We start from the raw sequence: 766 nt of genomic DNA, 5'->3' as shown, positions 1-766 counted from the left end.
GGCAGTCGCAACATCCGAACCATCAGCAGACGTCGCCGTAACACCAAGATCAAACGACCCGCTGAAATCGTCCGGCGGGGTGATGCTCAAACCATCAAGCTGATCAGAACCCAGCGTCCACGTACCGTCGCCATTGTCGGTACCGGCGGACAGGGTCGCGCCGTCCGGAACACCCGAGATGGTCACCGTCAGCGTCTCGCTGGAATCCGTCAGACCGGCATCGATATCAAGCGCAATAGCACTGTCTTCGTTGCCTGACGCATCGGATAGATCGAGGATCGGCGCATCGGCGACGCCATCGACATCAACCGTAATAGATCCTGTCGCGCTGGCAACGTCTTCACCATCAGCAGACGTCGCGGTAACGCCAAGATCAAACGATCCACTGAAGTCCTCAGCCGGGGTAATCGTCAAACCCTCAAGCTGATCGGAACCCAGCGTCCATGTCCCGTCGCCATTGTCAGTGCCCGCAGACAGAGTTGCACCATCCGGCACACCGGAGATGGTGACCGTCAGCGTCTCACTGGAGTCCGTAAGACCTGCATCGATATCAAGCGCAATGGCGCTATCTTCGTTGCCGGACGCATCGGACACATCCAGCGTCGGCGCATCGGCGACGCCATCAACATCCACCGTGATCGAACCGGTTGAGGTGGAAACATCCGAACCATCAGAAGATGTCGCCGTCACACCCAGATCAAACGACCCACTGAAGTCTTCAGCCGGCGTGATCGTCAAACCTTCAAGCTGGTCGGAACCCAGCGTC

1 protein-coding gene is annotated in these 766 nt (G+C 58.4%); it reads right to left on the bottom strand.

Annotation, left to right across the window (positions count from 1 at the left end; translation table 11 throughout):
• On the bottom strand, window positions 1–766 hold a 766-nt coding region (locus B2R48_RS18265; RefSeq protein ID WP_297003284.1), incomplete at both ends, for an Ig-like domain-containing protein.

This window comes from Thalassospira sp. UBA848 (assembly GCF_002295455.1).
GTDB lineage: Bacteria > Pseudomonadota > Alphaproteobacteria > Rhodospirillales > Thalassospiraceae > Thalassospira.
Note: the sequence above shows the minus strand (reverse complement) of the source record. Positions and strands in the feature narration are given on the sequence as shown.